Below are 20,473 nucleotides of genomic sequence, written 5' to 3' on the forward strand. Positions count from 1 at the left end.
AGTACTTTTCCGCTGAGCGGAACGATAGCCGACGAGGAGGTCCGCTATGAACGCGCGAGCCCAGAAGGTCGCGGACGACGCCGAACGCCGTCCGGTACGCCCCGAGGACCAGCGTCTGCCCCTCGGGGCGACGTTCGGTTACGGGTTCCAGCACGTGCTGACGATGTACGGCGGCATCATCGCGCCGCCGCTGATCGTCGGCTCCGCAGCGGGCCTCACGCCCGCCGAGATCGGTGTTCTCGTCGCCGCGTCGCTCTTCATGGGCGGCCTCGCGACGATCCTGCAGACGATCGGCATCCCGTTCTTCGGCTCGCAGCTGCCGCTGGTGCAGGGCGTCTCGTTCGCGGGCGTGTCGACGATGGTCGCGATCGTCGGCGGCGGGGGAGGGATGCAGGCCGTGCTGGGCGCCGTGCTCGTGGCGTCCGCGGTGGGCTTCCTCATCACGCCGTTCTTCGCGCAGATCATCCGGTTCTTCCCACCGGTGGTCACGGGTGTCGTCATCACGACGATCGGGCTCACGCTCATGCCCGTCGCGGCGAACTGGGCGATGGGCGGCAACGCGGAGTCGCCGGACTACGGCTCGGTGAGCAACATCGGGCTCGCGGCGCTGACGTTCGCGATCGTGATCCTGCTCTCCAAGGTCGGCAGCGGGACCGTCTCGCGCCTGTCGATCCTCCTCGCGATCGTCCTCGGCACCCTCGTCGCGGTCTTCACCGGCCAGGCCGACTTCGCGGGCGTGGGCGACGGTCCCGTCGCCGCGTTCCCGGACTTCCTCGGCTTCGGCGCCCCGACGTTCGAGATCGCCGCGATCGTGTCGATGCTCATCGTGATCCTCGTGACGCTCACCGAGACGACGGCGGACATCATCGCCGTCGGTGAGATCGTCGAGACGAAGGTCGACCGCAAGCGCATCGCCAACGGCCTGCGTGCCGACATGGCGTCCTCGGTGGTCTCACCGTTCTTCGGCTCGTTCACGCAGTCCGCGTTCGCGCAGAACGTCGGCCTGGTCGCGATCACGGGCGTCAAGTCGCGGTTCGTCGTCTCGGCCGGAGGCGCGATCCTCGTGGTCCTGGGCCTGCTGCCCATCCTGGGGCGCGTGGTCGCCGCCGTCCCGACGCCGGTCCTCGGCGGTGCGGGCGTCGTGCTGTTCGGCTCGGTCGCCGCGTCCGGCATCCGCACGCTCGCCAAGGTCGACTACTCGAACTCGATGAACCTCATCATCGTCGCCGCGTCGATCTCGTTCGGCATGATCCCCATCGCGAAGCCCGACTTCTACGACCAGTTCCCCACGTGGTTCGGCATCATCTTCCACTCCGGGATCAGCTCGGCCGCGATCATGGCGATCCTGCTCAACATCCTGTTCAACCACATCAAGGCGGGCACGCCCGCGCAGCCGTCGGTGTTCGCCGAGGGTGCCGAGCGCGGCGCGAGCTCGGTCGACGACGACGATCTCGACGACCTCGAGGACGACGGCGTGCTCAACGGCTCCACCGGACGTCCCGGCCCGGCGTCGTCGACGAGCGCTCCGCGCCCGACCACGGCCCCCGACGCCGTCGCTCCGACGTCCGCTCCGACGTCCGCCCACCCGACCGCCAGCGGCGCTGCCGCCGAACCACCGGCCCACGAGGGCGACACCCCCGCCACCCGGCCCACCACAGCGCCGCGCACGGCGACCCCGTAGGACCCAGGCACGACGGCGTGCTCGACGACGCCCCGCACCCGCGTGATCTCCGCGCCCGGGTGCGGGGCGCCGTCGTGCACCGGCCTGTCAGTGCGGGAGGTCACCGGGGTGACCCGTGGCCCTGACACGTCGGTGTCGGCGCGCCGTTGTCAGGCTGAGAGGTCACCGGGGTGATCTGTGGCCCTGACAGGTGTCGGGTAGCGTCGGACGTCGGCCGACCGGCCGGAGCCCCCTACCGCTGGACCGCACCATGAGCACCCCACCCCCTGACCTCGGACCCGCCGGCCCTGTGGCGACCGGCCCCGGTACGACCGGCCCCGGCACCACCGCGCGCGAGGCGACCGCCCCGACCACCGGCGCGACGTCCGCCGACCGGCTCGGCCACGGCCTGCGCGCGCGGCACCTGACGATGATGGGGCTCGGCTCGGCGATCGGCGCCGGGTTGTTCCTCGGCTCGGGCGTCGGGATCGCGACGGCCGGGCCGGCGGTGCTCGTGTCGTACGCGATCGCCGGCGTCCTCGTCATCCTCGTCATGCGGATGCTCGCCGAGATGGCCAGCGCGCGGCCGGCGAGCGGGTCGTTCTCCGTGTACGCCGAGGAGGCGCTCGGGCCGTGGGCGGGGTTCGTCCTGGGGTGGCTCTACTGGTTCATGCTGGTCATGGTCCTCGGTGCGGAGATCACCGGGGCTGCCGTGATCGTCACCGGCTGGTTCCCGGGAGTGCCGCAGTGGGGCGTGGCGCTCGCCGTCGTGACGGTGTTCGCCGTCGTGAACCTGTGGGGCGTGCGGCAGTTCGGCGAGTTCGAGTTCTGGTTCGCGTTCGTCAAGGTCGCGGCGATCGTCGGGTTCCTCGTGGTGGGCGTCCTGCTCGTCCTGGGTCTGCTCCCGGGCACCGACCCCGTGGGGACGAGCAACCTCCTCGGGAACGGCGGCTTCGCGCCCGAGGGCTGGGCGGGCGTCGCGGCGGGGCTCCTCGTCGTGGTCTTCGCGTTCGGCGGCATCGAGATCGTCACGATCGCCGCGGCCGAGGCGCGCGACCCGCGCACGGCCGTCGCGCGCGCCACACGGTCGATCGTCTGGCGCATCCTCGTGTTCTACCTGGGCTCGGTCGCGATCATGGTGCTCGTCCTGCCGTGGGACTCGCCGCTCCTCGCGGAGAGCCCGTTCGTCGCGGTGCTGGACCTCGCCGGCCTGCCCGGCGCGGCGCGCCTCATGGAGGTCGTCGTGGTCGTCGCCCTGCTGTCGGCGTTCAACGCGAACGTCTACGGCACGTCGCGCATGGCGTACTCGCTCGCCGGGCGCGGTGACGGCCCGACGGCGCTGCGCCGCGTCTCGCGCCGCGACGTCCCGTGGGTCTCGGTGCTCGTGTCGGTGTTCTTCTCGCTCGTCGCCGTGGGCCTCAACTGGCTGGCCCCCGACGCGCTCCTGGGCGTCCTGCTCAACGCCGTCGGTGCGGCGCTGCTCGTCGTGTGGGTCCTCGTCGCGGTCTCGCAGCTGCGCCTGCGCCGTCGGCTCGAGGCCGAGGCGCGCGCCGCCGGCGAGCCGATGACGCTGCGCATGTGGGGGTTCCCGTGGCTCACGTGGGCGGTCCTCGTCGGGCTCGCGGCGCTCACCGTCCTCATGCTCACGGACGACACCGCGCGCGCCCAGCTCGCCTCGACGGCGGGGCTCGTCGTCGTGCTCCTCGCCCTGTACGCGCTCACCCGCGGAGGCCGCGCGCGGCGGCTGGCGGCGACACCCGACCCGGCCCGCGACCGGTCCGGCACGGCCACCTGAGACCCGGGACGACGTCGTGCACCGGCGTGCACGACGTCGTCGCAGGTCACGTCGCGTGTGCACGGGCGTGCGCGGACGACGGTGCACAATGAGCGGATGACCTACCGCGTCCTCAGGCTCATCCTGTCGCTGCTCGCCTACGTGCTGCTGCGACCCCAGGTGACCGGACGCAACAACATCCCGCGCAACGGTGCGGTCATCCTCGCGAGCAACCACCTGTCGTTCATCGACTCGCTCCTCATCCCGATCGTCGCGCCGCGGCACGTGACGTTCCTCGCCAAGGCGGAGTACTTCGAGGGCCGCGGCATCAAGGGACGGCTGTCGCGGTGGTTCTTCACGACGATCGGCATGATCCCGGTGCAGCGCGACGACCCGCGCGCCGGCCAGCGTTCGCTCGAGGACGCGCTCGAGGTGCTGCAGCGCGGCGGGGCGTTCGGCATCTACCCCGAGGGGACCCGTTCGCGCGACGGCAAGCTGCACCAGGGCCGCACCGGTGTCGCGTGGCTCGCGCTCGCCGGGCACGCGCCCGTCGTGCCGGTCGCGGTGCGCGGCACGGACAAGGTCCAGCCCATCGGCGCGCGCCTCCCGCGCATCCACCGCGTGCAGGTGCACTTCGGCAAGCCCATCGACCCGCAGCGCCAGCTCACGGCCGGGACGAGGCCCGCGCAGGCACGCCGCGAGCTGACCGACGAGGTCATGGCGTCGATCCACCGCATGAGCGGCCAGGACCTCGCGGCCTGACCGGAGTCTCGCCGAACACGACCTGACGGTCGTTATCGAGCCCTTCGCGACCCTCAGGTCGTGCTCGACGGCGCGCGACGGCGTGCTCGTCACCCGATCGAGCTGAGCCCGAACGCCGTCGCGAAGCCCAGCACGGTGACGAGGCCTGTCACGGGCCCGCCGAACTCGGTGGCCTCGGGGATCATCGTGTCGACGAGCATCGTGAGCAGCGCGCCCGCGGCGAACGCCTGCGTGACCGCCACGACGGCCGGCGACGCGCCGTCGAGCGCGAGGTAGCCGAACCCGGCGGCGAGAGCCGACACGACCGTCGTCGACCCCCAGAGCAGCCACAGCGGCGACGGGCTGGTCCCCGACTTGAGCAGGCCCGACGTCGCCGCCATCGCCTCGGGCAGGTTGGACAGGAAGACGGCGGCGAGCATCGCGACGCTCACGCCGCCGCCACCGATGAGCGTCGCGCCGAGGACCACCGACTCGGGGATGCCGTCGAGCACCGTCCCGAGCGCGATCGCTGCGCCGCCCGTGCCGCCCGCGGCCTGGACGGTGTGCCCCTGCACGCCGGTCGAGCGCTTGCGGCCCTCGCCCCCCAGGTTGTCGATCACCCGGTCGCCCAGGAAGAACGTGAGCGCGCCGCCCGCGAGCCCCGCCAGCAGCAGCCACCCGCTCACGCTGCGCGACGCGTCCTCCACGAGGTCGTACGCCACCGCGCTGATGAGCACGCCCGCGCCGAACGCCATGACGAGGCCGACAGCGCGCTGTCCTGGCGGGCGCCACAGCACCACCGCCGCGCCGATCAGCAGCGACGAGCTCGCGAGCAACCCCCACCAGAAGCCCTCCATGGGGACAAGTGGACCAGCGAGGCGCACGGACCGCGCGGCGGGCCCGACGGCGCCGCTCACCCGGGCGGGGGAGGCGGCCCGTGCGGGACCCGGGGGAGGATGGGGCGCATGACGCAGGGGACGCGCCCGGGCGGTGGCGACACGGCACGGCGGCTGACCGCGCCGCTGCGCAGCGCGTCGACCGTGCGCGCGGGCGTGTACCTCGTGATCGGCGGGGTCGTCGCGGGCGCCTACCTGGTCCTCGTGACGGGCTTCGTGCAGATGTTCGCGTCGACGCAGACGCCGCGCGTCGCCGCGGGGGTCCTCGCCGTCCTCTCGGCGGTGATCGCCGGCACGCCGCCGTTCCTCGCGCCGGTGCGTGCCCTGGAGATCGCGGCGGTGCGGACGTTCCTCGACGTCGACCTGCCGACACCCGCCGGCGACGCGAACCCGAGCGCCGCCACCCGGTGGCGGGCCGCGGCGTGGTACGCGCTGCACCTCGCGCTCGGGGCCGCCGTGCTCGTCGTGGTGCTCCTGGCGATCCCGGTCGCGACGCAGCTCGTCCTGTCGGCCCTCGGGATCGAGCCGGTGCTGCTCGGCGACTGGCGACCCTGGGAGCTCGTGCCGTCCTGGGCGGACACCTGGGCACTGGCACTGATCGCTGTCGTGCTCCTTCTCCTGCTCCCGTACGTGATCGTCGCCGCGCGGGAGCTGCTCCGCCAGGCGGCCTGGCCGCTGCTCGGCCCCGACCAGCTCGAGCGCATCGCGGAGCTCGAGGTCGCGGCCGACCGCGACGCCGAGCGGGGACGGCTCGCGCGCGAGCTGCACGACTCCGTCGGGCACGCGCTCACCGTCACGACGCTCCAGGCCGCGGCGGCCTCCCGGTTGCTGGCCACGGATCCCGAGGCCGCGCGGCGCGCGCTCGCCGCGATCGAGGAGACGGGCCGCAGCGCGATGGCCGACCTCGACCACGTCCTCGGTCTGCTGCGGGCCGACGGCACCGGCACAGGACCACGATCGCCCGCCCGCACCCTCGCGGACCTCCCCGCGCTGCTCGACGACGCCCGCCGCGCGGGTGCCGACGTCGTCCTCGTCGACGTGCCCGAGCGACCGCGCGGTCTCGGCCACGGGAGCGTCCGCGGCACGGAGGACGCCCGTCTCGTCGACGTGCCGCGCGCGACGTCGCAGGAGGCGTACCGCGTGGTGCAGGAGGCGCTCACCAACGCCCTGCGGCATGCGCCGGGCGCGCCGGTGACGGTCACCGTCGGGATCGAGGGCGCGGAGCTGCTGGGCGTCGAGGTGCGCAACCCGCTCCCGGAGGGCCCCGCGCCACCGCCCGACGGTTCGCGCCCCGCCCGCTCCGGAGGTCGCGGCGTCACGGGCATGCGCGAGCGCGCCCGCCTGCTGCGCGGGGAGGTCGACGCCGGTCCCGCGTCGGACGGCGGCACGTGGCTCGTGCGGGCGACGTTCCCGCTCAGGAGGTCCGGTGCGTGACGGTCCCGTGGGGACGATGGAGCGCACGCCGCCGCCGCTGAGAGGATCGAGCACATGACGGGCAGCCCACGCGACGGGACCATCCGCGTCGTCCTGGTCGACGACGAGGCGCTCGTGCGCGCAGGACTGCGCGTCATCCTCGACGCGGAGCCGGACCTCGAGGTCGTGGGCGAGGCAGGGGACGGCGTCGACGTGCCGCGCGTCGTCGCCGCGACCCGGCCCGACGTCGTGCTCATGGACGTGCGCATGCCGCGCGTCGACGGCATCGCGGCGACGACGGCGCTCCTGGCGCGCGAGCCGGCCCCGCGCGTGCTCGTCGTCACGACGTTCGAGAACGACGACCACGTGCTCGACGCCCTGCGTGCCGGCGCCCACGGGTTCCTGCTCAAGCGCGCCCGGCCCGAGGAGGTCGTGCAGGCGGTGCGCGTCGTCGCGCGGGGCGAGTCGCTGCTCTTCCCGGACGCCGTGCGTCGCCTCGCGACCGCACGGCCACCTGCCGGCGACGAGCTGCGCGGCGCACGGCTCACCGAGCGCGAGGGAGAGGTGCTGCGGCTCATGGCCGGCGGCCTGTCGAACGCCGAGATCGCGGGCGAGCTCTACCTCGGCGTCGAGACCGTGCGCACGCACGTCGGCAACGTGCTCGCGAAGCTCGGCGTGCGGGACCGCACCCAGGCGGTCGTCCGGGCGTACGAGTCGGGGTTCGTCCGAGCGGGGTGATGCGTGGGCCTCGCGGCGAGCCCGGATCCGCCGAGGGAGTCCCGCGGTGTCGCGAAGCAGGGCCGCGGTGCGACGATCGGTGGATGGACCTCTCCGTGCTCACCCAGCCGACCCGCACGTCCGTCCCCGCCACGATCGCGCGCGTCGCGCTCGGCCTCGCGCTCGTCGGTGCCGGCGTCAGCCACCTGACCGTCGCGCGCGAGGAGTTCCAGGCGCAGGTGCCCGACTGGTTCCCGGTCGACGAGGACGTGACCGTCCTCGCGTCCGGCGCGGTCGAGATCGCGCTCGGCGCGTCGCTCGTCGTGCTGTCGCGGAGGAAGGTCGCCGTGGGCCTCGTCGCGGCGGCGTTCTTCGTCGTGATCTTCCCCGGGAACGTCGCGCAGTGGATGGAGGGCAAGGACGGGTTCGGGCTCGACACCGACGCCAAGCGCTTCGGACGGCTGTTCTTCCAGCCCGTGCTCGTCGCGTGGGCGCTGTGGTCGACCGGCGCGCTGCGCGCTCTGCGTCGCGCCCGCGACTGACGGTCACCCGACCGGGGGAGGGGCGTCACCGCGGCGGGTGATCCCTGCGGCCTCGTGCGGGACGAGGGTCGGGTCATGAGCACACGACACCCCGACACCCGTCCCGTCCCCGGCGAGCCCGCCCCGACCGCTCCCGACCGTCCGCCGGCACCGAACCCCCAGCGGCCACGCCGTGCCGAGCCGGCCGACCGTGCCCGTCGGGCGCGCGGTACCTGGATCGGCCCGACCGCCGCGCTGTGGTGGGTGGTGGGTGCCGTCGTCGCGCTCGCCGTCACGCTCGCAGGCGACACCCTGCCGGTCGGCGACGCCGACGCCACCGGGTTCAGCGCGCTCACCGCCGTCCGCGGCGCGAGCCTCACCCCGTGGGTCGCCGTCCTCGCGCTGACCGGCGCGGCGCTCGCGGCGTGGACCTGGCGCGGCGGCCGGTCCCGGCCCGTGGCGCGGGGCGTGCGCCTCGCGACCTGCGCCGCCGTGGGCGTCGTCCTCGCGGGTGCCGTCGCACTGGTCGACGCGTCGATCCTCGCCCGGCTCGGCTACCTCCCGGTCACCGCGATCATGGCGCCGTTCGATCCGGAGCTGCGCGCCGCGTTCGCCGAGTTCCTCACCCCCGGCGTGCTGCTGCAGCTCGCGGTGCTCGTCGGCGCGGGGCTGCTCGCGGCGTCGACCACGCGGTTCGCGCGCCGAGCGGTCGGCGCGTGCGAGTCATGCGGCCGTCGGCACGACGGCGCCGACCCGGCCTGGACGACGCCCGCGTCCGCCGCCCGCTGGGGCCGCGTCGCCGCGCTCGTCGCCGCCGCGATCCCGCTGTTCTACGCCGTGACGCGCATCGCCTGGGTGCTCGGCATCCCGCTCGGCTTCTCGGCCGACGACGTCGCGGCACTCGCCGGGGACGACGCCTGGATCGCGGCGCTCGGCCTGGGCGGCTTCGCGCTCGTGGGCGCCGTCCTCACGCTCGGACTCTTCCAGCACTGGGGCGAGGTCTTCCCCCGCTGGATGGTCGGCCTCGCGGGCCGTCGCGTCCCGGTCAACCTCGCGGTGGTCCCCGCGACGATCGTGGCCGTCGCGGTCCTCCCGGCCGGTCTGTCGCTCATCGCCCTCGGCGTGAGCGACTCGAAGCTCGCGCTCACGGCCGACTCGTGGGGCGCCGTCGGCCCGGCGCTCCTGTGGCCGCTGTGGTCCGTCGCCCTCGGCGCCGCGACCTACGCCTACTGGCTCCGCCGCCGCGGCGCGTGCGTCGTGTGCGGCCAGGGCTAGCCCCCGGGGTCGCCGACCACGACCTGGGGGTCGTTCTCCGCGTGAGAACGGCCCCCAGGTCGTGCTCGGCGGCCGCGCTACTGCGGCTCGACGGGTCCGTCCTGGCCGGCGACGAGGTCGCCGCAGCTCGTCTCCTGGGCGGTCGTGACGACCGCGTCTTCCGGGCCGGCGCCCGTCGCGACGGTCTCCTCCTGGCCGTTCCTCGCCGTGCGGGCGTCGGTGTCGAGGTCCACGAAGGTGCGGTCGACGGTGAAGGAGGTGCCGTCGTCGGACACGGCGTCCAGGCCCGCGAGCCGCAGCTCGCCGCCCTGCTCCGTGCAGCCGACGCCGGTGCCGAACCCCGTGAAGCCCTTGTCGAACGTGTAGGCCTCGCCCTGGGCGTTCTGCGTCGGGGTCACCGCGCAGCCGGCCGCCGAGAGGAGCAGCACCTCGCGGCCCGTGTCGACGAGGGCGATCGGAGAGGTCCCGTCGCCCGCCGCGACGAGCTGCACGATCGCGCTCGCGGGCTGGGGGCTCGCCGACCCGATCGGCGCGGAGAACGTCGCGCCCGACGCCGTCGTGATGCCGAAGGCACGGTCGGCGCCCCCGGTGATCCAGGCGGTGTCGGGGCGGCCGTCGCCGTCCACGTCGACGATCTCGTGCGTGTCCGCGCCCTCCGGCGGGCCGTCGCCCTCGGCCGGGCAGCCCTCGGCGGCGGGGGCCGACGTCGTCGGGCTGTCACTCGGCGACGAGGTCGCGGTCGGCGACGCCGACTCGCTCGCGGTGTCCGACGGCGCGGGCGACGCGGCGGGCCCGCCGTCCGTGGGCCGGTTGACGAGCCACACGACGAGCGCGACGACGAGCACCGCGACGACGGTCAGCACGATCCACGGCCAGGTCCGCCGGGTCTGGTCGTCGGTCTCCGAAGGGTCGGGACCGGCGGGTGGTGGGGCGGAGCTCGGCGTCATCATGTCCTCAGGCAACCACCGGCCTGCCGCCGCGGCATCCGGGCAGCCGCGGCGTGCGGACGGCGCGCCGACCCGCCGGCTGCCCTCGACCGGTCGTCTAACCGGGCGGGTGCGCCTGCTCGGCGAGCTCGGTGAGGGCGGTGAGCCGCGCGGCCCAGAAGGCCTTGAGCGGCGCGGCGTCGTCGGCCGAGCGCAGACCACCGTGCTGCACGCCGACCCGGACCTTGCCCGCGGGGGTGCCGTCGGCGGCGCGCGGCTGGTACAGCCCGATGGTCACGCGCCCGGGTCTGTCCGGCGGTGCGCCGAGAGCGCCGACGGGCCACGCGAGCCGCACGGACGACGTCGGCGTGGCCCCGAGCACCTCGAGCCGCTCGCCCGCACCCATCTCGCCGAGCGCGACGTCGAGCCACCGCGCACGCGAGGCGTCGTCCGCGACGAGGGCGAACACCTCGTCGAGCGTCCCGACGACGGACCGGCTGGGCGAGACCTCGTACGTGCCGTCGGACCGCTGGCCGGGCGCGCGCATCCCGCGCTCCTGCTCGTACGCCACCGTGAGCGACTGCGCCCACCAGCCGTCGACCCCCTGCTCCTCGACGAGCCAGGCGGCGATGTCCTTGTGGGTCCACGTCGTCGCGTCCTGGGCGTCGAGCAGCGCGAACCACGTCGCGCGTGGCTGGCCGGTCGCGGTGGCGACGGCGTCGTCGCCCAGGGCCTCGGTGTGTCGGCGGACGCCTCCGGTGCTCATGAGCCCAGCGTCCCACCACGCCCTCGCGGGCGCACCACTCAGCGGCGGTAGGACGCCAGGGCCGCCGCGAGCGAGCGGGCGAGCGCGGCGCCGTCGGGCCCCTGCGCCGCCGGGACGGGCGCCTCGTGCTCGGGGCGGTGGGCGTCGTCGCCGGGCGTCGGCAGGGGCGAGCCGTGGGAGAGCACCTGCTGCGTGGGCGTGAGCTGACGGATCGCGATCGCGGCGACGTGGTCGGGGTGCAGGCGCGCGGCGCGCGTGTAGATCTCGGGGTCGTGCTGGCCGTCGTCGCCGATCAGGAGCCAGTCGACGTCCGGGAGGTCGCGCACGAGCCGGTCGATCGAGGTGTTCTTGTGCTCGCGGCCGCTGCGGAACCACCCCGTGTTGGTGGGGCCCCAGTCCGTGAGCAGCAGCGGGCCCGGCGGGTACGCGTGGCGCTGCAGGAAGCGGCGCAGGTTCGCCGCGGTGTTCCACGCACCCGTCGACACGTAGACGAACGGGGTGCCGGGGTTCGCCGAGGCGATGCCCTGGTAGAGCACGGCCATGCCGGGCACGGGGACCCTGGCGCTCGAGTGCCGGACGAAGGTGTTCCACGCTGCGAGGAGCGGACGCGGGACCGCGGTCACCATCGTCGTGTCGTCGATGTCGGAGACGACGCCGAGCCGTCGGCCGTCGGCGACGACCAGCACGCGGCCCGTCACGAGCTCGCCCGACGCGGGCCGGAACGTCACGTCGTGCCAGCCGGGCTCGAGGTCGACGTCGACCGTGACGTCGAGATAGCCCGACCGGTCCGAGCAGACGTCGACCACCGTCTCTCCGAGGTGCACCCGCACCTCCTCGCGCGACGCGGGCGCGGTGAAGAAGTAGCGCCAGCCGCGCCGGTCCGCCGTGGCCGCCGGGTCGTACGCGGGGCTCGCGAGCAGCACGCGGCCCAGCACGCGCACGCGGCGCGTGCTCCCGTAACCCGTGAAGGGCTCGACGCGCGGGCGCCACCCGCGCGCCTTCTGGAACCGGGAGACGACGGCGCGCCACCGGTCCTCGAGGCGGGCCGCCCGGTGCGGACGCTGGCTCCTGGACGGCTCGGTGGTGACGGAGGGTGCGGGGGCGGTCTCTGGCATGAGCGGTTCGGGCGTCTCCGTTCGGGGGTGGGCAGGTCCACACTGACACAGCGTTCCTCCGTGCGCGGCCGGGGGACGGCTCGCCCCGGCTCCTCGCGTGCGGGCGCCTCCTGCCCGTCCTAGCGTGGCCGCGTGGCCGACGACGCGACCGACCGAGACCCCCGCGAGACACGGGACCTGCCGGGGAGGGCGACACCCGACGGCGTGAGCGACGCGACGGTCGAGGCCCTGGGCGCGCTGAGCGAGGCGCTCGAGACGGTCGAGCGCGCGCGGGGGCACCTCTACACGTTCCACCAGCTCACCGGCGAGGCGGACCTCGCCCTCGGCGACGCGGTGGAGAAGCTCCGCGCGGCGGGGCACGACGACGTGGCGGACCGTGTCGCGGCGGACCTGGTCGGGCGCAACGTGGTCGGGGGGCGCTGGACGTTCCAGCTCGTCGAGGACTACGACGACGGGTATTGGTCGGCGTTCCGCGCGCACGAGCGGCGGGCGCGCGACGAGCTCGCCGGCGGCGTCCGGCACCTGTACGAGGCACGGATGAAGCAGGACCGGCGGTCGTCGGGCCGCGCAGGTCATGAAGCAGGGCCGGTGGCCCCGGCCTGACAGCGCCCGGTCAGAGCGCCCGGAGCGACGACTCCTTGTGCGCGGCGCGGGCGCCGCTCTTCTCCGACTCGACGATCCAGTACGGGTCGTCGTCGGTCGGGACGAACGTCTGGCCGTCGTGCTCGAACCGCTCGGTCCGCTTCTCGACGACCGTGCCGGTCGTCCGCCCCTGCGACGTGTTCCACGAGACCCGGTCCCCGCGCGAGATGCTCATCCACGGACCGTAGGCCGATGAGTCCGTGCTCGCCCACCGGTCCCAGTGGAGACCGACGAGAGGACCCGACGTGACCGCCACCCCCGACGACACCGCCGACATCCCGACCTCCGGACCGACCTCCCGCCCGACCTCCGCCGACACGGTCGAGACGCCCGGCGACCCCGCGGGGACGCTGATCCCCGGCTACAGCTCGCCGGGCGCGCGGCCCGTGCCGTGGGAGACCGTGCGGCGGGTGCTCGAGCGCGCCGACATCTCGTGGATCTCGACGGTGCGACCTGACGGGCGGCCGCACGTCACCCCCCTCATGACCGTCGTCGCCGACGGGTGCCTGCACCTCACCACGGGCCCCGAGGAGCGCAAGGCGCGCAACCTGGCGGAGAACCCGCACGTCGTCCTGACGACGGGGACGAACGCGTACGTCGACGCGCTCGACGTCGTCGTGGAGGGCGAGGCGGTGCGCGTGACGGACGACGCCGCGCTGCACCGGCTCGCCGAGCGGTGGCGGTGCAAGTACGGCGACGAGTGGGCGTTCAGCGTGCAGGACGGGACGTTCCGGCACGGGGACGGCGGCGAGGCGCTCGTCTTCGCCGTCCGGCCCGAGGTCGTCTTCGCGTACGAGCGGACGGCGGAGCACGCCGCGATGCGTTGGCGGTTCGACGGCGACGGCCGTGAGACACGCACTGCGGGTGCGTCATGACGGGCGACGCCGCGACGGTGGCACGCGACGAGCTGGTCGGCCGGCTCCGGGCCCTGCTCGCCGACGAGCCGTCGGTGCGCGAGGTGTCGATGTTCGGTGGGCGGTCCTTCATGGTCGACGACGCGCTGGTGGTCAGCGCGCTCCGCGGCGGAGACCTCCTCGTCCGCGTCGATGCCCGCCGTCACGACGAGCTCGTCGCGCGACCGGGCGCCGCGCAGGCCGAGATGGGCGCGGGCCGCGACATGGGGCCCGGCTGGGTCGCGGTCGACGCCACCGCCGTCGCCGGCGACGGCCTGTCGTCCTGGCTCGGCGTCGCGCTGGAGCACCACCGGGCCGCGACAGGAGGGCAGACCGAGGGCTAGTCCGGGATCACGCCGGAGACGACGACGTCGGCCCGCGACCGCGTCGCCTCGACGACGAGGGCGTTGCGGCCGTCGACCTCGGCCGCCCAGGCGGTCGCCGCCTCGACCGTGCGCCCGTGCCGCGTGTGGCGGTCGACGAGCCGTCGCCGGCGCTCCTCGTCGGTGGCGCGGCAGAACCACGCCTCGTCGAGCAGGTCGCGCACGCGCCCCCACGGCTCCTCCGCCACGAGGAGGTAGTTGCCCTCCACGACGACGACCCGGTGCTCGGGACCCACGGCGATCTCGCCGGCCACGGGCTCGTCGACCTCGCGGTGGAACGACGGCGCGTACACCGGGTGGCCGACCTCGTCGCGCACGCGGCCCAGCAGGGCGACGAACCCCCAGCCGTCGAACGTGTCGGGCGCGCCCTTGCGGTCGTGCCGGCCGAGCCGGTCGAGCGTCGTGTTCGCGAGGTGGAACCCGTCCATCGGCAGGTGGACGGCCTCGGGGCCGAGGGCCTCCGTGAGCCGGACGGCCAGCGTGGTCTTGCCCGCGCCGGGGCTGCCGGTGATCCCCACCACGACCCGCCCGTCGTCCGCCCGGTCCTGCAGCGCGCGCACGCGGGCGACCAGCGCGCCCAGGTCGTCCACCTCGGTCTCCATGCCGCCAGTGTCCCGGAGGACGGGGACATGGTCCGACCGGAATAGGTTGTGCACAACCAGGTTGTGCGCCATGATGTGGAGGTGAGCACCGCGAGCCCGCCGACCGACGTCGGCGACATGGTCTGCTTCTCCCTGTACGCCGCGGCACGCGCGACGACGCAGGCCTACCGGGCGCTGCTCGCGCCGTGGGACCTCACCTACCCCCAGTACCTGGTGCTCGTCGACCTGTGGGTGCACGAGAGCCGGACGGTCGGGGAGCTCGGCGCGTGCCTCGGCCTCGACTCGGGGACGCTCTCCCCGCTCCTGCGGCGCATGGAGCGCGCGGGACTCCTGGTGCGCACGCGCGACGAGACGGACGAACGGGTCGTGGTGGCACGGCTCACCGACCGCGGCCTCGCGCTCCATGACGAGCTCGGCGACGTCCCCCGGCGCGTCTACGAGGCGATGGGCCTGGACCTGGACCAGGCCCGCCGGCTGCGGGACGCGGTCCACGGGCTGACGGACGGCATGAAGGCCGTGACGGCGTCCACCCGCCACGCCGGCTGACCCCTCGTCCTCCCGCTCCACCGCGCGGACGTCCGCGCGGTGCTCCCGGGGCACGGCCCCGGCCGACGAAAGGAACTGCATGACTCCGCTGTACACCGCCGAGGCCCTCTCGACCGGGGGCGCCCGGAACGGCAACGTCCGCACGAGCGACGGGATGCTCGACCTCGACCTCGCCGTCCCGCGCGAGATGGGCGGCGCGGGCGGCGCCGCGAACCCGGAGCTCCTGTTCGCCGCCGGCTTCTCCGCGTGCTTCCACTCGGCCGTGCAGTCGGTCGCCCGGGCGCGCAAGATCCCGCTCCACGACTCGTCCGTCGGCGCGCGCGTCCAGATCGGCCCCGACGGCGAGTCCGGCTTCCGCCTCGCCGTCCACCTCGAGGTCGTCCTCCCGGACGTCCCTCACGACGTCGCGCAGGAGCTCGTCGAGGCGGCCCACCAGGTCTGCCCGTACTCGAACGCGACGCGCGGCAACATCGACGTCACGGTCTCCGTCGTGGAGGACTGACCGGAAGGTCGACCCCGGGTCGCGCGTGCTCGCGAGACCCGGGGTCCCCTCACGAGGCCGTGAAGTCCTCCGGCCGGGTCCGCAGCTTTTCCGCGATCCGGGCGAGCGCCCGCTGGTCGGTGACCGTCAGCGGGTCGAGCACGTGCTCGCGCACGGACCGCACGTGCGCGGGGGCCGCCTCGACCACCTTCGCCCAGCCCTCGTCCGTGAGCACCGCGATCGTCCGCCGCCCGTCGTCCGGGTCGGGGTGGCGGTAGGCCCAGCCGCGGGCCTCGAACCTCTTCATGACGTTGGACAGGCGGGACAGCGAGCCGTTGGTCAGGTATGCCAGCTCGCTCATCACCAGGCGGCGGTCCGGCGCCTCCGACATGTGGCTCAGCGTCAGGTACTCGAAGAGGGTCAGTCCGGCCGCGCGCTGGACGGCCGACTCCAGGCGGTTCGGCAGCAGGAGCATCAGGGAGACGGCGCCCGTCCAGGCCTCCTTCTCGCTCGGGGAGAGCCAGCGCGGCTCGTCCTCGGCGTCCGCGCCGACCTGCGCGTCCTGGGTCGGTTCCGGCATGGAGCCGACTCTAACAGCGCGCACTCACTTCACAGGTGAAGTCAGGAGTGCTACGTTCATTTCACGCCTGAAGTGACAATCGAAGGAGTTCCCATGGTCACCCCCCAGTTCTTCGCCACCCCCGGCTACGGCGACATGATGCGTGAGCGCCTCCACTACCAGCAGGCGGTGCGCCTCGGCGACGTCGTCCACCTCTCCGGCCAGGGCGGCTGGGACGACGAGATCCGCTTCCCCGAGGACCTGGGGGAGGAGATCGTCCGGGCCTTCGACAACGTCGAGCGCACCCTCGCGCTGGCGGGCGCCACCTGGCGCGACGTCGTCGCCGTCGACAGCTTCCACGTCCCCACGCGCCCGGACGAGATCGGCGACGAGCACACCGCGGTGATGGTCGAGCAGTTCCGCCAGCGGATGGGCGACCGGGCGCCGGTCTGGACCGAGATCGGCGTCGCCGCCCTCGGCGCCGTCGGCATGCGGGTCGAGATCCGGGTCACCGCGGTCGTGCCGGAGAGCACCGGCTCCTGACCCGCCCGACCGCGCACGACCACCAGGCTCCGAACGGAAGGGCAGGCACGATGCGCATCCTCATCACCTCCGTCCGCGGGAAGACCGGGTCGGCGCTCGCCGACCGGCTCGCGCCGCGGGACGACGTCGAGCTGCTCGGCGGGAGCACCGACCCCGCGCGCGTCACGCGTGACGGCGTCGTCCCGGTCGAGCTCTCCTGGGACAGGCCGGACGGCTGGGCCCGCGCCAGCGCGGGTGTCGACGCGGTCTTCGTCGTCGTGCCGCTCCGGGCGGACGCTCCGGAGCTCGTCGCCTCGTACCTCGCGACGACGTCGGCCTCGACCCACGTCGTCCTGCTCTCCGAGCGCGACCCGGAGCAGTCCGGACCGCAGGGCTGGTCCTCCCGCGTGGAGCAGGCCGTCCGGACGAGCGGGCGGTCCTGGACCGTCCTGCGGCCCGGCTGGTTCATGCAGGTCATGACGGACCCCCGGTTCCTGCGCGACCAGATCGCCGGCGGAGAGCTCGCCTTCCCGCACGCGGAGGCGCCCGTGGCGTGGACCGACGTGCGCGACATCGCCGAGGTCGCGGAGCTCGCCCTGCTCGACCGGGAGCACGCCGGCCGGACGTTCGAGCTCTCCGGCCCGCAGGCCGTGCTCCACACCCGGACGGCGGAGCTCCTGTCCGCAGCCCTCGGCCGGGTGGTCGTCTACACCGAGCTCGGGGCCGAGGAGGCTCTGGACGGGCTCACCGGGTTCGAGCGGGAGCTGACCGCCCTCACGTACGAGCGCGTGCGCGCCGGGCACTTCGCCGTCGTCACGGACGACGTGCCGCGCCTGACGGGCCGGCCGGCGCGTTCCCTGGAGGCGTTCGTCGCCGACGCGACGGCGGCCGGTGAGTGGTCGAGTCCGTAGCCGCGGGCGCCGACCTCAGTGCCGCGGGTCGCGGATCGCGGACGTGAAGAGGGCCCAACCCGTCTCGGAGTGGGCCACGGAGAAGACGTACGGGCGGTCGACGTGCACGACGACGGGCTCGATCGGGACCTCGGCGGACGCCGCCGAGATCCCCAGCTCCGTGACCGCCGCGGCGACGGTGCCCTCGGCGTCGACCTGCAGGATCGACTGCTGCTTCGCCTGCGACAGGAACAGCTCCTCCCCGCTGACGCCGGAGAGGTCCGGTGGCGGCAACGGGACGAAGAGCGCGCCGAGGCCGGCCGCGGTCAGCGCCGGCTGGAGGTCCAGCGGCTCCTCGGCGGGCACGTCGAGCGTGGGCATCGTGAGGTCGACCGGCACAGGACCCGCCGCGGCGAGCGCGTCCCGCAGCGCCGCGCTCGTCCCGGCCGGGAGGGACGCGGGGTCGGTCCCCTCGGGCGGGAGGACGACATCCGCGTGGAACGCCTCGACGTAGGGCAGCCGTACGGCGCGCCAGCCGTCGACCTCGGCGTACCGCGCCACGCTCGTCTGCCGCAGCGACTCGGCCCGGACCTCCTCGCCCGACGCCAGGAAGAAGGGGCGCTCCGTCGTCTCGGAGTCCTCGAACGGCTCCTGCCAGCGCGCGGCGAAGAGTGTCGCGTTCTGCAGCACGAGGCGCAGGTCGGGGTCGGGCTCGATCGCCGAGCCGTCGACGAGACCGCCGGTGTGGTAGCGGACCCAGTCGCTCAAGGGCTCGATCCCGGCCGTCGAGCCGAGGTCGGTCGGCAGGACGCCTGCGCCGTAGCCGGCGGCGAGCGCGTCGAGGTAGGAGGCGTGCAGGCGTGCCTCGTGGTCGACCACGACCTGGTTCGCGACGTGGGCGAGCGGCTTCTTCGGGAGCTCGTCCGCCCGGACGGTCGCCGGGTCGCCGTCGTGCTCCTCGAGCGCGGCGAGGAGCGCACCGACCGCCTCGGTCCGTGCGGTGCCGGACGCGCCGAGCGCGTCGTCGAGCGCGGCGGCCGTGTCGCCGCGGGCGCCCTCGGCGAGCATCGAGAGCGCGACGACGACGCTCGCCGGGGACACCACGACGTTCCCCTCGGCGGGGGCGGACGCGAGCAGGGTCGACCCGAGCCGGTCGGTCGCCGCGACGACGTCGGGGACGGACCCGGCGTCGGCGACCGCCGTGATCTCGCGGGGTACGTCGGCCGTCACGAGCGGCAGGTCAGGCGGCGTGGAGCGCGGCCCGCCGCACCCGGCGAGCACGGCGACCGCGACGGCCGCCCCCGCGACGTGCTGCAGCGGTCCGTACCGTGCCCTCGCGGTGCCGCGTGCCCTGGTTCCCATGGCGTCCCCCGTGCCGTCGCCCGTCGGCGCCGCACGGTCGTCCCGTCCGCGCGATGCCCCTGCCCGGACTGTGTGGCGGCGCGCGCAGACCTTGCGCGTCTCGCCACCAGGCAGTGCGCGCAGGCGGACGGTCGTCGCCCGCTAGGGTCCGCCCATGGCCATCTATCCGTTCCTGATCCTCGCCTACGTCCTCGTCATCGCGACGGTGGCCGTCCTCGTCGTCTGGGCCCTCGTGCTGACGATCAAGCTGCTCCGCAGCGTGCTCGCGGAGCGCGAGGAGCGGGCGCGTGCGTGGGCGCACGCGACCGTCGAGCCGCCGCAGTAGTCGCCCCGCGCTCAGTCGCCCGCGGGGCCGAAGCGCTCCGTCTTCACGCGCGCCGGGTCGTGCCCCAGCCCGACGAGCGTGCGCGACACCGCCTCGACGAACCCCGTCGGCCCGCACACGAAGCACGCGGGCCCGAGCTCGGGAGGCCACCCCCACGCGCCGAGCTCCGCGAGCGTGAGCCGGCCAGGGCCACGCCGCGAGTCGAGCGGCGCGGCGCGCGTGAACGCGATGCTCACGTCGAGGCCGTCGCCGGCGCGGGCGAGCCGGGCCAGCTCGTCGACGTAGAGACGGTCCTCCGGTCGGCGCACCGAGTACACGAGGCGGAACGGCGTGCGGTCGCCGTCGTCGCGCCGGGTGCGGAGCATCGCCATGAGCGGCGCGATCCCGGACCCGCCGGCTGCCAGGAGGACGGGGGTCCCGGCGTCGTGCTCGGGCGACCACACGAACCAGCCGCCGATCGGCCCGCGGACCTCGATCGCGTCGCCCACCGTGAACGCGTCCGCGAGATAGCCGGACACCTCGCCGCCGGGCACGCGCTGCACGGTCACCTCGACGCGGGCGGACGCCGAGGGGTCGGTCGCCGGGCTCGCGACCGAGTAGCTGCGCTCGGCCGTGTAGCCGTCGGGCGCGGTGAGGCGCAGGTCGAGGTGCTGCCCGGCGAGGTGCCCCGGCCAGTCGGGGACCTCGAGGACGAGGGTGCGCGCCGTCGGGCTCTCCGCCCACGCGTCGACGAGCGTGGCGACGCGCCAGCCCGACGGCATGGCGTATCGCGCCCCGAGCCGGGCGCCGCCGGCCTGCTCCGCGGCGCCCGGGGAGGCGACGCCGTCGGTCACCTCCTCAGTCACCCTGGTACCTCTGCTCGCGCCACGGGTCCCCGAGGTCGTGGTAGCCGAGCCGCTCCCAGAAGCCCTGCTCGTCCATGGGCATGAGCGTGATGCGGTTGACCCACTTCGCGGACTTCCAGAAGTACAGGTGCGGCACGACGAGCCGCGCCGGGCCGCCGTGGACCGGGTGCAGCGGCGCACCCTCGAACGTGTGGGCGATCCACGCCTTGCCGCCGAGCAGCTCGGCGACGGGAAGGTTGGTCGTGTACCCGCCGTAGCAGCCGACCATCGCGAAGTCGGCCGTCGACTCCACGTCGGCGAGGAGCGTGTCGAGCGAGACGCCGCGCCACGTCGTGCCGAACTTCGACCACCGGGTGACGCAGTGGATGTCGACCGTGGGCTCGTCCTGGGGGAGTCGCATCAGGTCGGCCCACGTCCAGGTGTGCGTGGCACCGGTCTCGGTGACGACGTCGAGCCGCCACGTGCTCGTGTCGACGCGCGGGGTGGGTCCCGCGGAGAGGACGGGGAACCCGTCCTCGACGTACTGCCCGGGCGGCAGGGCGACGCCCTGCGGTCTCGGTCGGCCCTGGAAGCCGGGGGTGAGGGTGCTCATGCCTCACGGTAGGCCCGTGCCCGACGG

25 protein-coding genes are annotated in these 20,473 nt (G+C 74.6%); 15 read left to right on the forward strand and 10 right to left on the reverse strand.

Translation table 11 applies throughout. The features are described from left to right. The first annotated feature begins 46 nt into the window (after positions 1-46). The 3 genes from ACZCLJ_RS14260 (at position 47) to ACZCLJ_RS14270 (ending at position 4,196) form a co-directional block, all read left to right on the forward strand. A complete protein-coding gene (locus ACZCLJ_RS14260; protein WP_463104187.1) occupies positions 47-1,681 on the forward strand; it encodes a nucleobase:cation symporter-2 family protein in 1,635 nt (544 codons plus the stop codon). A 250-nt stretch (positions 1,682-1,931) separates the two neighbouring features. After that, positions 1,932-3,455: an amino acid permease gene (locus ACZCLJ_RS14265; RefSeq protein WP_463104188.1), complete on the forward strand. Its 1,524-nt coding sequence runs from the start codon at positions 1,932-1,934 to the stop codon at positions 3,453-3,455. A gap of 96 nt (positions 3,456-3,551) precedes the next feature. Then, positions 3,552-4,196, forward strand: coding sequence for a lysophospholipid acyltransferase family protein (locus tag ACZCLJ_RS14270; protein WP_251152775.1), 645 nt, complete (start codon positions 3,552-3,554; stop codon positions 4,194-4,196). Between the two features lie 89 nt (positions 4,197-4,285). On the opposite strand, the gene ACZCLJ_RS14275 is transcribed toward ACZCLJ_RS14270, so the two are convergent. Beyond that, on the reverse strand, positions 4,286-5,032 hold the full coding sequence (locus tag ACZCLJ_RS14275) for a ZIP family metal transporter (RefSeq protein ID WP_463104189.1): 747 nt from the start codon (positions 5,030-5,032) through the stop codon (positions 4,286-4,288). A gap of 108 nt (positions 5,033-5,140) precedes the next feature. Here ACZCLJ_RS14275 and ACZCLJ_RS14280 point away from each other — a divergent pair, with 108 nt between their 5' ends. The 4 genes from ACZCLJ_RS14280 (at position 5,141) to ACZCLJ_RS14295 (ending at position 8,997) form a co-directional block, all read left to right on the forward strand. Next, a complete protein-coding gene (locus ACZCLJ_RS14280) occupies positions 5,141-6,505 on the forward strand; it encodes a sensor histidine kinase (RefSeq protein WP_463104190.1) in 1,365 nt (454 codons plus the stop codon). Between the two features lie 54 nt (positions 6,506-6,559). Continuing rightward, positions 6,560-7,222: a response regulator transcription factor gene (locus tag ACZCLJ_RS14285; RefSeq protein ID WP_251152772.1), complete on the forward strand. Its 663-nt coding sequence runs from the start codon at positions 6,560-6,562 to the stop codon at positions 7,220-7,222. 83 nt (positions 7,223-7,305) lie between these two features. Continuing rightward, positions 7,306-7,743 (forward strand): DoxX family protein, encoded by a 438-nt coding sequence (locus ACZCLJ_RS14290; RefSeq protein ID WP_463104191.1) that lies wholly within the window; start codon positions 7,306-7,308, stop codon positions 7,741-7,743. A gap of 75 nt (positions 7,744-7,818) precedes the next feature. Then, positions 7,819-8,997, forward strand: coding sequence for a hypothetical protein (locus ACZCLJ_RS14295; RefSeq protein WP_463104192.1), 1,179 nt, complete (start codon positions 7,819-7,821; stop codon positions 8,995-8,997). 77 nt (positions 8,998-9,074) lie between these two features. On the opposite strand, the gene ACZCLJ_RS14300 is transcribed toward ACZCLJ_RS14295, so the two are convergent. From ACZCLJ_RS14300 to ACZCLJ_RS14310, 3 genes are all read right to left on the reverse strand, one after another. Beyond that, positions 9,075-9,947: a hypothetical protein gene (locus tag ACZCLJ_RS14300; protein ID WP_463104193.1), complete on the reverse strand. Its 873-nt coding sequence runs from the start codon at positions 9,945-9,947 to the stop codon at positions 9,075-9,077. Between the two features lie 94 nt (positions 9,948-10,041). Next, positions 10,042-10,689, reverse strand: coding sequence for a hypothetical protein (locus tag ACZCLJ_RS14305; RefSeq protein WP_251152768.1), 648 nt, complete (start codon positions 10,687-10,689; stop codon positions 10,042-10,044). 38 nt (positions 10,690-10,727) lie between these two features. Further along, positions 10,728-11,804, reverse strand: a complete 1,077-nt coding sequence (locus ACZCLJ_RS14310) for an App1 family protein (protein ID WP_463104194.1) — start codon at positions 11,802-11,804, stop codon at positions 10,728-10,730. 177 nt (positions 11,805-11,981) lie between these two features. Between ACZCLJ_RS14310 and ACZCLJ_RS14315 the strand changes: the two genes are divergently transcribed. Then, positions 11,982-12,407 carry a hypothetical protein gene (locus ACZCLJ_RS14315; protein WP_463106412.1) on the forward strand — a complete coding sequence of 142 codons (426 nt, stop codon included), beginning with the start codon at positions 11,982-11,984 and terminating at the stop codon, positions 12,405-12,407. 10 nt (positions 12,408-12,417) lie between these two features. On the opposite strand, the gene ACZCLJ_RS14320 is transcribed toward ACZCLJ_RS14315, so the two are convergent. Further along, a complete protein-coding gene (locus ACZCLJ_RS14320) occupies positions 12,418-12,621 on the reverse strand; it encodes a hypervirulence associated TUDOR domain-containing protein (protein WP_463104195.1) in 204 nt (67 codons plus the stop codon). A gap of 70 nt (positions 12,622-12,691) precedes the next feature. Between ACZCLJ_RS14320 and ACZCLJ_RS14325 the strand changes: the two genes are divergently transcribed. Beyond that, on the forward strand, positions 12,692-13,321 hold the full coding sequence (locus tag ACZCLJ_RS14325; protein ID WP_463104196.1) for a pyridoxamine 5'-phosphate oxidase family protein: 630 nt from the start codon (positions 12,692-12,694) through the stop codon (positions 13,319-13,321). Continuing rightward, positions 13,318-13,683, forward strand: a complete 366-nt coding sequence (locus ACZCLJ_RS14330; RefSeq protein WP_463104197.1) for a TfoX/Sxy family protein — start codon at positions 13,318-13,320, stop codon at positions 13,681-13,683. Before ACZCLJ_RS14325 ends, ACZCLJ_RS14330 begins: the two co-directional genes overlap by 4 nt. On the opposite strand, the gene ACZCLJ_RS14335 is transcribed toward ACZCLJ_RS14330, so the two are convergent. Next, positions 13,680-14,324, reverse strand: coding sequence for a nucleoside/nucleotide kinase family protein (locus ACZCLJ_RS14335; protein ID WP_463104198.1), 645 nt, complete (start codon positions 14,322-14,324; stop codon positions 13,680-13,682). The two genes, ACZCLJ_RS14330 and ACZCLJ_RS14335, sit on opposite strands and share 4 nt — an antisense overlap. A gap of 81 nt (positions 14,325-14,405) precedes the next feature. Between ACZCLJ_RS14335 and ACZCLJ_RS14340 the strand changes: the two genes are divergently transcribed. Both ACZCLJ_RS14340 and ACZCLJ_RS14345 read left to right on the forward strand, forming a co-directional pair. Then, on the forward strand, positions 14,406-14,870 hold the full coding sequence (locus ACZCLJ_RS14340; protein ID WP_463104199.1) for a MarR family winged helix-turn-helix transcriptional regulator: 465 nt from the start codon (positions 14,406-14,408) through the stop codon (positions 14,868-14,870). A gap of 79 nt (positions 14,871-14,949) precedes the next feature. Continuing rightward, positions 14,950-15,372: an organic hydroperoxide resistance protein gene (locus ACZCLJ_RS14345; protein WP_463104200.1), complete on the forward strand. Its 423-nt coding sequence runs from the start codon at positions 14,950-14,952 to the stop codon at positions 15,370-15,372. Between the two features lie 49 nt (positions 15,373-15,421). Here ACZCLJ_RS14345 and ACZCLJ_RS14350 read toward each other — a convergent pair whose 3' ends face one another. Continuing rightward, positions 15,422-15,931, reverse strand: coding sequence for a MarR family winged helix-turn-helix transcriptional regulator (locus ACZCLJ_RS14350; protein ID WP_251152761.1), 510 nt, complete (start codon positions 15,929-15,931; stop codon positions 15,422-15,424). 93 nt (positions 15,932-16,024) lie between these two features. Here ACZCLJ_RS14350 and ACZCLJ_RS14355 point away from each other — a divergent pair, with 93 nt between their 5' ends. Continuing rightward, positions 16,025-16,453 carry a Rid family hydrolase gene (locus ACZCLJ_RS14355; RefSeq protein ID WP_251152760.1) on the forward strand — a complete coding sequence of 143 codons (429 nt, stop codon included), beginning with the start codon at positions 16,025-16,027 and terminating at the stop codon, positions 16,451-16,453. Between the two features lie 50 nt (positions 16,454-16,503). Further along, the gene (locus ACZCLJ_RS14360) at positions 16,504-17,343 is read left to right on the forward strand and encodes an NAD(P)H-binding protein (protein ID WP_463104201.1); all 840 of its coding nucleotides are present in this window, start codon (positions 16,504-16,506) and stop codon (positions 17,341-17,343) included. A 15-nt stretch (positions 17,344-17,358) separates the two neighbouring features. Here ACZCLJ_RS14360 and ACZCLJ_RS14365 read toward each other — a convergent pair whose 3' ends face one another. Beyond that, on the reverse strand, positions 17,359-18,684 hold the full coding sequence (locus ACZCLJ_RS14365; RefSeq protein ID WP_463104202.1) for a serpin family protein: 1,326 nt from the start codon (positions 18,682-18,684) through the stop codon (positions 17,359-17,361). A gap of 154 nt (positions 18,685-18,838) precedes the next feature. Here ACZCLJ_RS14365 and ACZCLJ_RS14370 point away from each other — a divergent pair, with 154 nt between their 5' ends. Beyond that, positions 18,839-19,009: a hypothetical protein gene (locus ACZCLJ_RS14370; protein ID WP_463104203.1), complete on the forward strand. Its 171-nt coding sequence runs from the start codon at positions 18,839-18,841 to the stop codon at positions 19,007-19,009. 11 nt (positions 19,010-19,020) lie between these two features. Here ACZCLJ_RS14370 and ACZCLJ_RS14375 read toward each other — a convergent pair whose 3' ends face one another. Together ACZCLJ_RS14375 and ACZCLJ_RS14380 are read right to left on the reverse strand one after the other, a co-directional pair. Continuing rightward, a complete protein-coding gene (locus ACZCLJ_RS14375) occupies positions 19,021-19,854 on the reverse strand; it encodes a ferredoxin reductase (RefSeq protein ID WP_463104204.1) in 834 nt (277 codons plus the stop codon). Beyond that, on the reverse strand, positions 19,847-20,446 hold the full coding sequence (locus tag ACZCLJ_RS14380) for a sulfite oxidase-like oxidoreductase (RefSeq protein WP_251152755.1): 600 nt from the start codon (positions 20,444-20,446) through the stop codon (positions 19,847-19,849). Before ACZCLJ_RS14380 ends, ACZCLJ_RS14375 begins: the two co-directional genes overlap by 8 nt. Between the last annotated feature and the right edge of the window lie 27 nt (positions 20,447-20,473).

Source organism: Cellulosimicrobium sp. So1_17 (assembly GCF_055181235.1).

What these genes read in the sequence shown, in the direction of transcription:
- ACZCLJ_RS14320 (WP_463104195.1), bottom strand. Translation starts at nt 12,621, where the DNA reads ATGAGCATCTCGCGCGGGGACCGGGTCTCGTGGAACACGTCGCAGGGG.
- ACZCLJ_RS14285 (WP_251152772.1), top strand. Translation starts at nt 6,560, where the DNA reads ATGACGGGCAGCCCACGCGACGGGACCATCCGCGTCGTCCTGGTCGAC.
- ACZCLJ_RS14380 (WP_251152755.1), bottom strand. Translation starts at nt 20,446, where the DNA reads ATGAGCACCCTCACCCCCGGCTTCCAGGGCCGACCGAGACCGCAGGGC.
- ACZCLJ_RS14370 (WP_463104203.1), top strand. Translation starts at nt 18,839, where the DNA reads ATGGCCATCTATCCGTTCCTGATCCTCGCCTACGTCCTCGTCATCGCG.
- ACZCLJ_RS14300 (WP_463104193.1), bottom strand. Translation starts at nt 9,947, where the DNA reads ATGATGACGCCGAGCTCCGCCCCACCACCCGCCGGTCCCGACCCTTCG.
- ACZCLJ_RS14265 (WP_463104188.1), top strand. Translation starts at nt 1,932, where the DNA reads ATGAGCACCCCACCCCCTGACCTCGGACCCGCCGGCCCTGTGGCGACC.
- ACZCLJ_RS14270 (WP_251152775.1), top strand. Translation starts at nt 3,552, where the DNA reads ATGACCTACCGCGTCCTCAGGCTCATCCTGTCGCTGCTCGCCTACGTG.
- ACZCLJ_RS14305 (WP_251152768.1), bottom strand. Translation starts at nt 10,689, where the DNA reads ATGAGCACCGGAGGCGTCCGCCGACACACCGAGGCCCTGGGCGACGAC.
- ACZCLJ_RS14355 (WP_251152760.1), top strand. Translation starts at nt 16,025, where the DNA reads ATGGTCACCCCCCAGTTCTTCGCCACCCCCGGCTACGGCGACATGATG.
- ACZCLJ_RS14365 (WP_463104202.1), bottom strand. Translation starts at nt 18,684, where the DNA reads ATGGGAACCAGGGCACGCGGCACCGCGAGGGCACGGTACGGACCGCTG.
- ACZCLJ_RS14330 (WP_463104197.1), top strand. Translation starts at nt 13,318, where the DNA reads ATGACGGGCGACGCCGCGACGGTGGCACGCGACGAGCTGGTCGGCCGG.
- ACZCLJ_RS14280 (WP_463104190.1), top strand. Translation starts at nt 5,141, where the DNA reads ATGACGCAGGGGACGCGCCCGGGCGGTGGCGACACGGCACGGCGGCTG.
- ACZCLJ_RS14360 (WP_463104201.1), top strand. Translation starts at nt 16,504, where the DNA reads ATGCGCATCCTCATCACCTCCGTCCGCGGGAAGACCGGGTCGGCGCTC.
- ACZCLJ_RS14275 (WP_463104189.1), bottom strand. Translation starts at nt 5,032, where the DNA reads ATGGAGGGCTTCTGGTGGGGGTTGCTCGCGAGCTCGTCGCTGCTGATC.
- ACZCLJ_RS14290 (WP_463104191.1), top strand. Translation starts at nt 7,306, where the DNA reads ATGGACCTCTCCGTGCTCACCCAGCCGACCCGCACGTCCGTCCCCGCC.
- ACZCLJ_RS14335 (WP_463104198.1), bottom strand. Translation starts at nt 14,324, where the DNA reads ATGGAGACCGAGGTGGACGACCTGGGCGCGCTGGTCGCCCGCGTGCGC.
- ACZCLJ_RS14350 (WP_251152761.1), bottom strand. Translation starts at nt 15,931, where the DNA reads ATGCCGGAACCGACCCAGGACGCGCAGGTCGGCGCGGACGCCGAGGAC.
- ACZCLJ_RS14310 (WP_463104194.1), bottom strand. Translation starts at nt 11,804, where the DNA reads ATGCCAGAGACCGCCCCCGCACCCTCCGTCACCACCGAGCCGTCCAGG.
- ACZCLJ_RS14260 (WP_463104187.1), top strand. Translation starts at nt 47, where the DNA reads ATGAACGCGCGAGCCCAGAAGGTCGCGGACGACGCCGAACGCCGTCCG.
- ACZCLJ_RS14295 (WP_463104192.1), top strand. Translation starts at nt 7,819, where the DNA reads ATGAGCACACGACACCCCGACACCCGTCCCGTCCCCGGCGAGCCCGCC.
- ACZCLJ_RS14345 (WP_463104200.1), top strand. Translation starts at nt 14,950, where the DNA reads ATGACTCCGCTGTACACCGCCGAGGCCCTCTCGACCGGGGGCGCCCGG.